The sequence below is a fragment of the Cupriavidus sp. U2 genome (assembly GCF_009663685.2).
Classification (GTDB): Bacteria; Pseudomonadota; Gammaproteobacteria; order Burkholderiales; family Burkholderiaceae; genus Cupriavidus; species Cupriavidus necator_C.
Window position 1 is genome coordinate 341,034 of the sequence record NZ_RCOG02000012.1, and the last position, 12,686, is coordinate 353,719.

Consider the following 12,686-nt stretch of genomic DNA (forward strand, 5'->3'; position numbering starts at 1 on the left):
CATGGCCACGGTACACGCCGCCGCCCACCGCAGCGGGGCCGCTGCGTCCCCGGTGCATTGGCTCGACCAGCGGCGCCTGCGTCTCTACGCAAGCGTGGCGCTGGGGTGCTACGCGCTGTATTTCGGCATCTGGCTGCTGCGCGCCTGCGTGCTGAAGAGCCCTGGCGTGTTTGCGCCGGGCGGCGACTTTGTCGTGTTCTGGAGCGCGGCAAAGCTGGCGCTGTCCAGCGGGGCGGCCGCACCCTACGACTTCGCCGCGCTGCGGCAGATGGAACTGTCCGCCGTGCCTGGCCTTGCCATTGGCGACGGTGTGCTGCCGTGGCTGTATCCGCCCGCATCGCTGTGGTTCGTGCTGCCGTTCGGGTTGCTGCCCTATGGGCTCGCCACCTTTGTCTTCCTGGCGGGGGGCGCGGCCTGGTACGCGTGGGCGATGCACCGCACGCTGCCCTGGCGTGACGCGCGTCTGGCGGCGGTGGCGTTTCCGGGCATCGTCGTCGTACTGGCTACCGGACAGAACGCGCTGTGGCTGGCGGGGTGCGCCGGACTCGCGCTGACCTGCCTGCAACGGCGTCCGGTGCTCGCGGGCGTGCTGCTGGGCGCGGTGGCGATGAAGCCGCAGCTTGCGCTGATGTTCCCGGTGGCCCTGCTTTGCGCGCGTGCCTGGCGTGCGCTGGGCGCCATGGTCGCCACGACGCTGTTACTGACGCTGATCTCGCTGCTCGCGTTTGGCACCGAGCCGTTCGCCGCGTTCCTGCGCAACGCCGCCATGGCGCGCGAATCGGTGGAGCAGGGCGCCGCGCTCCTGGCGCGCATGCCCACGGTGTTTGCGGGGGTGAAGCTGATCAGTGGCGGTGTGCTGCTGCCCTATGCCATCCACGGCGTGGTGGCGGCGGCTGCGCTGGCATCGGTCATGTATGCGTGGACCGGGCCCTGCAGCTTCGCGCTGCGTGCGGCGGTGCTTGTCACGGGCGGGCTGCTGCTGCCTGCCTACCTGTACGACTACGACCTGGTGTGTCTCGGGCTGGCCATTGCGTGGCTTGGCGCGCATGCGCATCGGGTGGGCTGGCTGCGTGGCGAGCGGGAACTGCTGGCCGTGCTGTGGCTGATGCCGCTGTGGACCCGCGTGACCGATGCGGGGATTGGATTCCAGCCGCTGCCGCTCGGGCTGATGCTTGCACTCGGCCTTGGCGTGTGGCGAATCCGGATGGAAAGGATGGAGGGGCATCGCCTGATGCCGGCAGACATGGCGCGCGACCAGACGCGCCGGGAGGAAAGAGATCATGGCTGACTATGACGAAAACCAGCTCTTGTCGCTGGTGGTGCCGTTCTTCAACGAGGGGGACGCCTTGCAGGCCTTCTTCGCACGCGTGGTGCCGGTGCTGGAATCGGTGCCGCGGACGCGCTTCGAGATTGTCTGTGTCAACGACGGCAGCAGCGACGACACGCTGGCGCGCCTGATTGCGGTATCGCGACGCGACGCACGTGTCCGCGTGATCGACCTGACGCGCAACTTCGGCAAGGAGGCGGCACTGACCGCCGGCATCGACGAGGCGTTTGGCGACGCGGTGATCCCGATCGACGCCGACCTGCAGGACCCGCCCGAGCTGATTCCCGCGCTGGTCGAGAAATGGCGCGCTGGTGCCGAGGTGGTGCTGGCCCAGCGCGCCAGCCGCGCCAGCGATACCTTCCTGAAGCGCGTGACCGCCACCGCCTACTACCGCGTGCACAACTGGCTGTCCGACCTGAAGATTCCCGAGAACGTCGGCGACTTCAGGCTGATGGACCGCTCCGTGGTCAACGCGCTGAAGCAGCTGCCCGAGCGGCACCGGTTCATGAAGGGCCTGTTTGCCTGGGTGGGCTTCACCACGGCGATCGTCCAGTACGAACGGGCTCCGCGCAGCGCCGGCGAGTCCAAGTTTTCCGGCTGGCGGCTCTGGAACCTGGCGCTGGAGGGCATCACCAGTTTCAGCACGCTGCCGCTGCGCAGCTGGACCTACGTCGGCTCGTTCGTCGCCATGGTCGCGTTCTGCTACGGCTCGTTCATCGTGGCCCGGACGATTGTCCTTGGTGTCGATGTGCCCGGCTATGCGTCGGTGCTGTCGCTGCTGCTGTTCTTCGGCGGGCTGCAGCTGATCGGGCTGGGCGTGCTGGGCGAGTACATCGGCCGCATCTACGATGAATCGAAGGCGCGCCCGATCTACCTGGTGAAGCGCCGCTATCAGGACCGCCGGCCGCAAGGGCGCTTCGGCAGCGGCGGTCGGGTGATCTCGATCGCGGCGGGCGGCAAGCGGCAGTAAGTTTTTCCGGGGGATTTCTCCAAGGGGTGGGGCGCCGCCCGGTCCAGTCAGGATCGGGCGGCGTTGTTTTGATGGCGCGCCACGATCAGCGCAAGCAGGCCGGCCAGCACGAAGGGGGTGATCTGCGGCATGCCACCGATCACCAGCGGGCTCATCGCCTGCGCCGGTACCAGCCACGTGATCGCCAGCAGCAGGCGCTCCCACGCACGGCTGCCATGCCGGACCATGTCCACGCACAGCAGCGCCAGCGGTATCGCCAGCCAGGCCAGATCGTAGTAGATCAGATAGGGCTGGACGATCAGCGTGCCGACCACCAATGCCGACGCACCCAGCGCAAGCCGCGCCCGGCCACACCACATCCACACGCATGCCGCCACCGCGCACAGCGCCACGGCGGCATGTACGGCGTAGGCCAGCGGCACGTCGATGCCGGCCACGCGCAACATGCCGAAGATCGTCGGTGCGCCACGCAGGATGCCGCTGTTGACCGCCACCGCCTCGCGGAACATCGCCATGCTGCGGAAGAACGCCGGATAGACGTCCACGCCTAACGCAGCGGTGGTCAGGCCGACGAACAGCGCCGTACCGCCTGCCGCCGCAGCAAACGCCACCCAGCGTCGCTCGCACAGCAGCATCAGCGGAAACAGCACGCCGAGTTGCGGCTTGACGCACAGCAGCGCGATGCAGGCGCCGGCGGCAATCGGATGGCGGCGCAGCAGCCAGAGTGCCCCGCCGGCGGCCACGGCGGTGAACAGCGAGTTCTGGCCCGCGATCAGCGCCACCCAGACGCCGGGGAAGGCCAGTGCCGGCACGAACCAGTAGCGGTGTATCTGGCCAATCACGGTACGCAGGTAGCCCAGGTACACCGCGATGCCGGCCAGCGAGAACAGCACCAGCGCCAGCCCGAACGGCAGCAGGGCCAGTGGATAGATCAGCAGCAGGAATGTCGGCGGATAGGCGAACGGGCCGAAGGTGTTCTGCAGTAGCGGGCGCTCGGCGGCGCGCAGCAGTTCCCAGTCATAGGCGGCCGGTGCGCCATGCAGGTGCGCGAGCGAGGACGCGCACCAGTACACCACGAAATCCCAGCCCATCCCCGGCACGGTTGGATTGGCGAGGATCGCGTGGCTGTACCACCATGCGCCAATCACGATGCACTCCAGGACCAGCAAGGTGGCCGCATAGAGGCAGATCCGTCCGGGCGTCAGCCAGCGGGCGGGTCGCGTGCCGCCGTGTGTCGCGGGCGTGGGTATGTCGGTAGCCGCTGGCATGGGGGCTCCTCTTGATGGGCCGGTCCGGCCCGATGGAAGTGAGGGCCGGCCCGGCTAGCGATACGTCCAGGCCCGGTGCAATACGAAGGTGACGGCCGGGACCACCGACAGGATCACGGCCAGGCCAGCCCAGTAGCCGAGCCCCAGCGCCTGCGCGCCGGCCGATATGGCAAGCGTCAGGCCCAGGCCCAGCAGCGATACGATCAGAAAACGCACGTAGCTGTCGCGCGAGGGCGTGGCGCCGAAGCTCCACAGCGTGTTGAGCAGGTACGACGCGATATTGGCGACGACGAACGCCACGCCGTTGGCGCTCACCTGCGACGCATGCAGCAGGTAGATCAGCGGCGTGGCCACCGCCACGTGAATGCCCGTGGCGATGACGCCCGATACGCCGAAGCGAACCAGCCGCACGAAGGTGTCCCGCGACGGCATGCGCTGCCAGATCGTGGGCCTGTCCGGCGTCTGGCCTGGCGCGCCGCTGTCGCGCAGGCGGGATGGAGACTGGGCGTGCTGCATGGTGGGGCTCCGCGTCGGCTGCCGGCTGATCCGCTGATCGGCTGATCTGGTCAGTTCAGTTCTGGACGCAGACCAGCCCCACGTTGCCCTTGCGCACCTGCAGCTTGTAGTCGCGCATGAGCCGGAACAGCGTGACGCGCGAGATGCCAAGCTCGGCCGCCACGTCGATCAGGCGCTCGTGGTGCCGTTGCAGGGCTTCGACAATCGCGTTCTGTTCGGCCGTTTCCCGAATGGCCGCCAGCGTGAGCGGCTTGGTCTCCACGGGCGCGCCGAGTTCGAGATCGGACGGCTGGATCACGCCGTTCTCGCACATGGCGGCGGCCAGCCGAATGCGGTTCAGCAGTTCGCGCACATTGCCCGGCCAGGAGTGGGCGGTGATGGCGCGCAAGGCCAGCGGCGAAAAGCCGCGGATATGCTCGGGCGAATCCTTGCGCACGGTCTCCAGGATATGTTCGGCCAGCAGCAGCACATCGGAGCCGCGTTCGCGCAGCGGCGGCTGCTTGACGCGCAGCACGCACAGGCGGTGATACAGGTCGCCACGGAACCGCTCGGCCGCCACGGCCGCTTCGAGGTCGACGTGCGTGGCCGAGATGACCCGGACATCGACCGCCACCGATTCGGTGCCGCCCAGCCGTTCGATCCGTCCGGTTTCCAGGAAGCGCAGCAGGCTGGTCTGGCTTTCCAGGGGCATGTCGCCGATTTCGTCGAGGAACAGCGTGCCGCCCTGCGCCATCTCGATCCGGCCGGGCTTGCGCTTGGTGGCGCCGGTGAAGGCGCCGCGCTCGTAGCCGAACAGTTCGGACATCAGCAGTGTGGGCGGAATGGCCGCGCAGTTGACCGCGACAAACGGCTGGCTGCCGCGGCGCGACGCACGGTGGATGGCCTGTGCCGCCAGTTCCTTGCCGGTGCCGGACTCGCCCGAGATCAGCACCGGCGTGTCCCACCTGGACACCTTGTCGATGCTGCGGTACAGGGCCTGCATGGCGTGGCATTCGCCGATGATGCCGTGCGGACGCGCCTCGGGCACTGCCGGCTGCTCGCGCCCCGGACGCAGGGCGGCCATGCCGACCGCGTGACCGAGCGCCCGGCTCAGATCGGCCGTGTTGAACGGCGCCGTGTAGTAGTCGATGAAGTACAGCGTCAGCAGCTTGCGCGTGGTGTCGGTCAGTGCGTCAGAGCTGCTGATCGCGCCGATCCAGCCGATGTGGCGCGCAGCCAGCCACGGCTCCATCAGCTCGATTTCGACGTCGCTGAAGCCGCTGTGGAAATCGAGCAGGCCCGCCGAGAACGGTCCGTCCAGCGGCAGAGCGGCCAGGTCCTCAAGGCTGTTGGCAAATACCAGCTTCCATCCCTGGCCGGACAGAAAGCGGCACAACGACGCATCGTGATGCCTGGACAGATACAGCAACGGGCGGTTGACGTAATAGCTCATGATTTCCCCAGCATTTTTTGTTTTTTCCAACTGCCGTGGCGACGAGTCAAATACGGACTCCACCACCTGGCTTGCGGGAGAAAGGAAACGTTGAATCGCTGGAGGCAAGCCCATCCGGCGCGGTTGCGCCTGGCCTTAGCGTAGCGGCGGTGATGCACGACCCGTGCCGCTGCTTCGTGATGAGTGTATTCCCCCGGTCCGGCTCTGAATTCGCCGATTCCCGTTTTCCCGCAAACTTTCCGGTCGGCCCGCCGGATACGCTGTTCACCCCATTCGGCCGCGTACAACAGAAGAAAAAACCCTGGGCATATATGTCGTGGCGGCAATCCGGCATGTTGCCCGGATGCCGCCACGCGGATTGGATCTGCACATCGCTGCGTCAGTCCATCACTGTTTGCGGGTTTGGCTCGCCTGGGAACGCTCCAGCTCCGCAAGACCGACCCGTCCCTGGAATCAGCCCGTTGATGGCAATATAGTCATCCATCGTTCGCATATGTTAAGTCGTTGATTTTTATTGTATTTTTTCATTGACTCAAAATTGCGGCCGCTTGCCGCGGCAAAAGTGTTCCATTTATGAAACTTTGGCCTCCGGCGGCGGGGTGGAGGGGGCCGCCATATCAGGGGAGCACCGCCCATCGGTGACAAACGCAGATATACCGCATGGCATCTTTCTCCCCTCGCAAGTGGGGGCAGGGAATGTCTCCGCCACTTCCCGGGAGGGCGAGCTGCGAGGGATATTTCCGTGGAAGGATGTCTCTCTTTTGATACTTGGGGTGGCAGTCCTTGCTGCGGCGCGGTCGGTTACCTTAATGAAAGCTGAAGAAACCGCTGGGGGGTTGAAAATCATTATCGATACTTGGCGTCCGCACGAGATGACATGCCGCTTCCCGTCCGTCATTTGGTCGAATTCTGCGGTTTGGCCTCGCCTGTACGGATGAGTTTGGAGGGGATTTGCACTTGACCTCCAACCCGCGCTCTAAATGGTTGCAAACGTGAAACAAGCGGTCAGCCAGTATGCGCAGTCTGTTTCACTGCTGTAGTTCCTCTGCAGGCGCAATGCCGGCAATCTGCTCCTTGAGCCACGCGTGAAAGCGATGGATGGCCTTTTCGCGCGGATTCCCTTCGCGCCACGTCACCCAGTAATGCAGGCTCGACGGGATACGCGTGGTGCCGATCTGCACCAGCTGGCCGCTGGCCAGGTAGTCCTGCGCCAGTTGCGCCCGGGCCGTGGCCACCCCCAGCCCGGCGACTGCCGATTGCAACATCAGCCCGGCGTCCTGGAAGATCGGGCCCCGCTCGGGTTCCTCGGGCGGCAGCCCGGCCATCAGCAGCCAGTCGCGCCACGGGCGCAGCGCAAAGCGCAGCATGGGCAGCCGGGGCAGATCGGCCACGGTAAAGCCGGGATACCTGGCCAGCAGGGCCGGGCTGGCCACGGCAATCACATGGTCTTCAATCAGGTTGTGGCACTCGAAGCCGGGCAGGTCCACGCGCTGGTGCCAGATGCCGACATCGACCGAATACGGATCGGGGGGCGAAATCTCCGCATGCAGGCGCAGATGCAAATCCAGTTCTGGTGCCTGCGCATGCAGGCTCGGCAGCCGCCGGATCAGCCAGGCGTTGGCCAGGTCGGCCATGACGCTGACCTGCAGCCGGACCACGGGCGGGGTCGCCACGTCGCTGGCCTCGCGCAGGGCCACTTCCAGCTGGTCCAGCGCGCCGCGCACCTGTTCTGCCAGCCGGGCGCCGGCGCTGGTGGGCGTCATCGTCAGCCCGGTGCGCCGGAACAGCTTGGTGCCGAGGTTGTCTTCCAGCGCGCGGATGTGATGGCTGATGGCACTGTGCGTCAGCGCCAGTTCTTCGGCGGCACGCGAGAAGCTGCGGTGCCGCGCGGCGGCTTCCAGCGCGCGCAGCGCCTGGAGCGGGGGCAGGTGAGGGGGGCGACTGTTGACCATGGCGGGGCGGAATGTCGTCAAATTCTACTCACAATTGCCGCGGGTATCTTTCGCTGGTCTTGCACCAAGCTGGTGATCACAATGCAGGGCATGAACACTTCCACCGCTCATCCCACCCGACCGGCTGCCGCCGCGGCGCAACCCAATCATGCCGCGCCGGCGCGCTGGCGTGTCCTGGCGTTCTTTTCGCTCGGATTTCTGGTGTCGTACATCTTCCGTGGCGTGAACCTCGGTTTCGCGCCGTTCCTGACGCGCGAGCTGGGGCTGACCGCCGGCGACCTGGGCTTGCTGACGAGCTTCTACTTCCTTGGCTTCGCCTGCGCGCAACTGCCCGCCGGCATCCTGCTGGACCGTTTCGGCCCGCGCCGCACCGAGGCTGCGCTGCTGATGCTGGCCGTGGCCGGATCGCTGGTGTTTGCCTGGGCGCCGGGCATGGTCGGGCTGGCCGTGGGCCGTGCGATGATCGGCGTTGGGGTGTCGGTGTGCCTGGGCGCCGCCATCCAGGCGCTGTCGATGTGGTTTCCGCTATCGCGCATGCCGCTGCTGAACGGGCTGGTGATGGCCATTGGCGGGCTGGGCGCCGTGGTGGTGGGCGCCCCGCTGTCGTGGCTGCTGTCCTGGACGGACTGGCGCACGCTCAGCGCCGGCCTGGCCGCGATTTCGTTCGGCATGGCCGTCTTGCTCTGGTTTGGGGTGCCCGACGTCAAGCGCGTCGGCAAGGAAAGCTTTGCCGAGCAGCTGCGCGGTACGCGGACGATCCTGAGCAGCGAACGCTTCTGGCGCGTGGTGCCGCTGACCCTGCTGAACCAGGGCATCTTCCTGGCCGTGCAGACGCTGTGGGTCAGCGCCTATATGCGCGACGTACAGGGCTTGACCGCGGGCGCGGGCGCGCGGCTGGTGTCGGTGATCGGTATCGCGATGATGGCCGGCTGCGTGGGCGCAGGCTGGGCGGCCCGCCATCTGGAGCGGCGCGGCATCAGCCTATATGCCTTCGCCGGTTTCGGCATGATCGGCTTTATCGTGATCCAGCTACTGCTGATGGCCCGCCTGCCGTTTATCCCGCTTGCCGTGCTGTGGGGTGCCTATGGGGTGTTCGGCTCCAGCGGCATCCTGACCTACGCGCTGCTGGCCCGGCGCTTTCCCGATGCGCTGATCGGCCGCGCCACCACGGCCATGACGCTGACCGTGTTCCTGGCCACCTTCGTGTTCCAGGTCGGCATCGGCTTCGTGCTCGATTTCTTTCCGGCCACGGGCGGCCACTATCCGGCGGCGGCCCATCTGTGGGTCTGGGCCGGACTGGTGGCGGTCCAGGTGCTGGCGGCGATCTGGTATCTGATGGAGAAACAGCCCTAGGATGCCGTCAGGGCCGTGGCGGCGCGCCCGGTCACAGAACGATGGGCCGGTCGTCGAGTTCGTTGGGGTTGCGCCCGCCGTGGGTGGGAAAATGCGTGGTCAGCAGCGCGTGGATCTGCGCGATGGCGTCCAGCACGGGCTTGACCGACAGGTCGCTGGCCAGCCCTTGCGCCAGTTGAGCGCAGATCTGCTGCCATTGCCGGGACGTGACGCAGGCGTCGATGCCGCGATCGGCCAGCAGTTCCACGGCATGGTCGGCCAGATTGATATACAACAGCACGCCCGTATGGTCCTCGGTATTCCAGACCTCCAGCGCGCCAAATAGCGCCCGCGCGCGTTCGCGCGCCGAAGTGCCGCGCCACGCCAGCGCCAGCGGCAGGCTGGCTTCGATCACCACGCGCACTTCGCCACGGTGATGCTGCTCGCCCTTGTGCACGGCCACCTGGAGCTGATGGCGCGCTTCGTCGGGAAACGCCTTGCGGGCCGTGCCGGGGCCGGTGGCCAGATGGCGCAGGACGCGCCTGAGCGACCGCCTGGACGCGGGGTGCGACGCCTGGGGTTTGTGCATCGGATCTTCGTTACCCACGATTAGCCACCGTATCCACCGTTACCAGTTGCCGGACGCGCCGCCGCCGTCGAAGCCGCCGCCCCCGCCGCCGCCAAAGCCGCCACCGCCCCCGCTCCCGCCGCCAAAGCCGCCGCCGCCAAAGCCGCCGCCGCCGTTACCCCAGTGGCGTCCGATCTCGTAGCCCGTCATGCCGCCCAGTCCGCCGGCCGTGCCGGTGGGCCAGCCGCGCCGGCCCGTCACCACGTGCGGACTGCCGCCGCGCCGCAGCATGGCCGACAGGAAGAAGAACACGATGATGGCCAGCGGAAACAGCACCGGCAGCCAGTCGCCGATATCGACATTGCCCTGCGGCTTGCGGCGGTCCGGCGCGGCCAGCCCTTCCTTGTCGATGGCGGCCTGGATGGCCGAGATGCCGGCGGCCAGCCCGCCATAGAAATCGTTCTGGCGGAAATGCGGCGCCATCACGTCACGCAGGATGCGGCCGGACATGGCGTCGGTCAGCGACCCCTGCACACCGCGGCCGGCCTCGATGCGCATCTTGCGCAGGCCGGGCGGATTGTCCTTGGCGACGATCACGATCACGCCGTCGTCGATGCCCTTGCGGCCCGCGCGCCACGCTTCCGCCACGCGGATGCTGTAGGCGTCGATGGTCTCGGGGTCGGTGGTGGGCAGCATCAGCACGAAGATCTGGCTCCCGCGCTGCTGCTCGTATTCGGCCAGCACGTTTTCCAGCGCGTTGCGCTGATCGGCGCTCAGGGTGCCGGTCAGGTCGGTCACGCGCGCGTTCAGCGGCGGCACGGCCACGAAGCCGTCGGCGGCCCGGGCCGGCGCCGCCAGCACGATGGCCAGCACCCATGCCAGGAACGAGAGCGTGACCGGTCTTCGCATGATGGCCTTTCGGGTTTCGCGTTTCAGAGCCGGGCGCTCAGAACTTCACGGCCGGCGGGGTGGAAATGGCTTTCTCGTTTTCCACGGTGAAAGATGGCTTGACCGGGTACTTGAAGACCATCGCCGTCACGTTGGTCGGAAAGCTGCGCGCCAGCACGTTGTAGTCCTGCACGGCGGCGATATATCGCTGCCGGGCTACGGTGATGCGGTTCTCGGTGCCTTCCAGCTGGCTCTGCAGGTCGCGGAACGACGCGTCGGCCTTCAGGTTCGGATAGTTCTCGGACACCGCCAGCAGCCGCGACAGCGCGTTGGTCAGCTGGCCCTGCGCCTGCTGGAAGCGGGCGAACGCTTCAGGGTCGTTCAGCGTTTCCGGCGTGACCTGGATGCTGGTGGCCTGCGCGCGGGCCTTGGTCACGGCTTCGAGCGTCTCGCGCTCGTGGCTGGCGTAGCCCTTTACGGTTGCCACCAGGTTCGGAATCAGGTCGGCGCGCCGCTGGTACTGGTTGACCACTTCGCCCCAGGCGGCCTTGACGGCCTCGTCTTTCTTCTGGAAATCGTTGTAGCCGCAGGCGGAAAGCAGGCTGGCCAGCAGGCCGAGCAGCAGCCAGCGGAACAGGGCGGGGGTGGTGGCAGGGGCGGTGACAGTGCGCATCAAGGGACTCCTCGATCTCCGGAATGGCAATTCTGCAGTGTAGCGCAGCGTGGTCAAGCCGCCGGGCAAAGTACGTGCCGCTTGACGTTGGTCGCTGCCGGGGAGGCACCGCTGGTGCGGGCGCTGTTCGCCACGGGTTTGCTCCCCTCTCCCGCAAGGCGGGAGAGGGGTTGGGGGAGAGGGCGGGCGAATCAGGCGCCGCCGGGCTGGATTCAACCGGCGGCTTCTTTCTGGTTCGGGGGTGTTAGCCCGCCTTGAACGCCTTTTCGGCGGCCTTGACCGTTGCGTCGATGATGGCGTCGTCGTGCTTTGCCGAGACAAAGCCGGCCTCGAAGGCCGACGGCGCCAGGTAGACGCCTTCGGCCAGCATGGCGTGGAAGAAGCGGTTGAAGCGGCCCACGTCGGCCTGGGTGACCTCCGCAAAGCTGGCCGGCACGGCGTTGGTGAAATAGAGGCCGAACATGCCGCCGATGGCATCGGCCGAGAACGGCACGCCGGCCGCGCGGGCGGCGGCGGTCAGGCCGTCGGTCAGCTTGCGCGTCTGCGTGGCCAGGCGGTCGTAGAAGCCCGGTGCCTGGATCAGCTTCAGCGTGGCCAGGCCCGCGGCCACGGCCAGCGGGTTGCCCGACAGCGTGCCGGCCTGGTAGACACCGCCCAGCGGCGCCAGCCTGGCCATGATGTCGCGCCGGCCGCCAAACGCCGCCGCCGGCATGCCGCCGCCGATGACCTTGCCCAGGCAGGTCATGTCCGGGGTGATGCCGTAGTGCGACTGCGCGCCGCCCAGCGCCACACGGAAGCCAGTCATCACTTCGTCGAAGATCAGCACACTGCCGTGTTCGCTGCACAGGTTGCGCATCGCATTCAGGAAGGCCTCGCTGGCGCGCACCAGGTTCATGTTGCCGGCCACGGGCTCGACGATGACCGCCGCGATCTCGCCCTTGTGGCGCGCGAACGCTTCTTCGAGCTGGGTCACGTTGTTGTACTCGAGCACCATCGTATGGCGCGTCACGTCGGCGGGCACGCCGGCCGACGACGGCGCGTTCTGCGTGGTATCGGCAAACGTCAGCAGGCCCGAGCCGGCCTTGACCAGCAGGCTGTCGGCGTGGCCGTGGTAGCAGCCCTCGAACTTGATGATCAGGTCCCGGCCCGTAAAGCCGCGCGCCAGGCGCAGCGCACTCATGGTGGCCTCGGTGCCCGACGACACCAGCCGCACCTGCTCGATCGACGGCACGAGCTTGCAGATTTCCTCGGCCATCACGATCTCGGCCTCGGTGGGGGCGCCGAACGAGAAGCTCTGCACGGCGGTCTCCTGCACGGCGCGCACCACGTCCGGGTGCGCGTGGCCGACGATCATCGGACCCCAGGAGCCGATGTAGTCGATGTACTGCTGGCCGTCGGCGTCCCACATGTACGCGCCCTCGGCACGGGTGATGAAGCGCGGCGTGCCGCCGACGGAACGGAAGGCGCGCACGGGCGAGTTGACGCCGCCGGGAATGGTCTGCTGGGCGCGGTCGAAGAGCTGCTGGTTACGGGACATGGGAATCTGGCCAAAAGAGAAGACTGGGTAAGACAGGCGTCCGGCCGGGGGCGGCTTGCTCGTGCCTCAAGCCGCGGTCTGCCCGAAATGCGGGCAATCCTGGCCGAAAGGGTGCCGTTCAGGCGGCATCTGCACGTCAAATTGCACGAACGCGGCGATATTGGGCCATTTGCGCAGGCCCATGGGTGGCGTCATCGGCGCCGATTGGGTACCATCATGCGCT

General features: G+C 67.2%; 11 protein-coding genes. 3 read left to right on the top strand and 8 right to left on the bottom strand.

Going from position 1 to position 12,686, the window contains the following annotated elements:
* The first annotated feature begins 1 nt into the window (after position 1).
* The gene (locus D9X30_RS11745) at positions 2-1,288 is read left to right on the top strand and encodes a glycosyltransferase family 87 protein (RefSeq protein WP_153946743.1); all 1,287 of its coding nucleotides are present in this window, start codon (positions 2-4) and stop codon (positions 1,286-1,288) included.
* On the top strand, positions 1,281-2,297 hold the full coding sequence (locus D9X30_RS11750) for a glycosyltransferase family 2 protein (protein WP_153946744.1): 1,017 nt from the start codon (positions 1,281-1,283) through the stop codon (positions 2,295-2,297). Before D9X30_RS11745 ends, D9X30_RS11750 begins: the two co-directional genes overlap by 8 nt.
* Positions 2,298-2,344: 47 nt before the next feature.
* Here D9X30_RS11750 and D9X30_RS11755 read toward each other — a convergent pair whose 3' ends face one another.
* From D9X30_RS11755 to D9X30_RS11770, 4 genes are all read right to left on the bottom strand, one after another.
* Positions 2,345-3,565 carry a glycosyltransferase family 87 protein gene (locus D9X30_RS11755; protein WP_153946745.1) on the bottom strand — a complete coding sequence of 407 codons (1,221 nt, stop codon included), beginning with the start codon at positions 3,563-3,565 and terminating at the stop codon, positions 2,345-2,347.
* 54 nt (positions 3,566-3,619) lie between these two features.
* Positions 3,620-4,081 (bottom strand): GtrA family protein, encoded by a 462-nt coding sequence (locus D9X30_RS11760; protein ID WP_153946746.1) that lies wholly within the window; start codon positions 4,079-4,081, stop codon positions 3,620-3,622.
* Between the two features lie 55 nt (positions 4,082-4,136).
* Positions 4,137-5,513, bottom strand: a complete 1,377-nt coding sequence (locus tag D9X30_RS11765) for a sigma-54 dependent transcriptional regulator (protein ID WP_153946747.1) — start codon at positions 5,511-5,513, stop codon at positions 4,137-4,139.
* Between the two features lie 1,028 nt (positions 5,514-6,541).
* Positions 6,542-7,465 (bottom strand): LysR substrate-binding domain-containing protein, encoded by a 924-nt coding sequence (locus D9X30_RS11770; protein ID WP_153946748.1) that lies wholly within the window; start codon positions 7,463-7,465, stop codon positions 6,542-6,544.
* Positions 7,466-7,555: 90 nt separating this feature from the next.
* Here D9X30_RS11770 and D9X30_RS11775 point away from each other — a divergent pair, with 90 nt between their 5' ends.
* Entirely contained in the window at positions 7,556-8,818 is a 1,263-nt protein-coding gene (locus tag D9X30_RS11775; RefSeq protein WP_153946749.1) for an MFS transporter, read from the top strand.
* Positions 8,819-8,849: 31 nt separating this feature from the next.
* On the opposite strand, the gene D9X30_RS11780 is transcribed toward D9X30_RS11775, so the two are convergent.
* The 4 genes from D9X30_RS11780 to hemL form a co-directional block, all read right to left on the bottom strand.
* The gene (locus tag D9X30_RS11780) at positions 8,850-9,386 is read right to left on the bottom strand and encodes a TPM domain-containing protein (RefSeq protein ID WP_153946750.1); all 537 of its coding nucleotides are present in this window, start codon (positions 9,384-9,386) and stop codon (positions 8,850-8,852) included.
* Positions 9,387-9,425: 39 nt separating this feature from the next.
* Positions 9,426-10,274, bottom strand: a complete 849-nt coding sequence (locus tag D9X30_RS11785) for a TPM domain-containing protein (protein ID WP_153946751.1) — start codon at positions 10,272-10,274, stop codon at positions 9,426-9,428.
* A 37-nt stretch (positions 10,275-10,311) separates the two neighbouring features.
* Positions 10,312-10,926, bottom strand: a complete 615-nt coding sequence (locus tag D9X30_RS11790) for a LemA family protein (protein WP_153946752.1) — start codon at positions 10,924-10,926, stop codon at positions 10,312-10,314.
* A 244-nt stretch (positions 10,927-11,170) separates the two neighbouring features.
* A complete protein-coding gene (gene hemL, locus D9X30_RS11795; protein WP_153946753.1) occupies positions 11,171-12,463 on the bottom strand; it encodes a glutamate-1-semialdehyde 2,1-aminomutase in 1,293 nt (430 codons plus the stop codon).
* Between the last annotated feature and the right edge of the window lie 223 nt (positions 12,464-12,686).